The organism is uncultured Endozoicomonas sp., from assembly GCF_947495845.1.
Classification (GTDB): domain Bacteria; phylum Pseudomonadota; class Gammaproteobacteria; order Pseudomonadales; family Endozoicomonadaceae; genus Endozoicomonas.
Genome location: NZ_CANMAO010000116.1, coordinates 1 through 301, shown reverse-complemented (window position 1 = coordinate 301; position 301 = coordinate 1). Strand labels below are relative to the sequence as shown.

1 rRNA gene is annotated in these 301 nt (G+C 43.9%); it reads left to right on the top strand.

Annotated elements, in window-relative coordinates:
- Positions 1-230: 230 nt before the first annotated feature.
- Positions 231-301 (top strand): 5S ribosomal RNA (gene rrf, locus Q1B11_RS20355); the annotation flags it as partial.

Here is a 301-nt window from a genome sequence, read left to right as displayed (position 1 = left end):
GTGTAAGTGCTGTGAGGCATTGAGCTAACCAATACTAATGACTCGTGCGGCTTGACCATATAACGCCAAAGCGATTTGAAAATCAGTTGACAGTGGTCAGAGATCAGTTGTCAGTCTGAAGCCATACGCATAGAGTGTACAGCAAGAATTAAGCTTAATTATTTTGGATTCCCGGTTAATGGTAACAACTGACGATTGTCAACTGATTACTGTTAACTGAACCGGTTACGCCTGGCGACCATAGAAAGTTAGAACCACCTGATCCCATCCCGAACTCAGCAGTGAAATGACTTATCGCCGA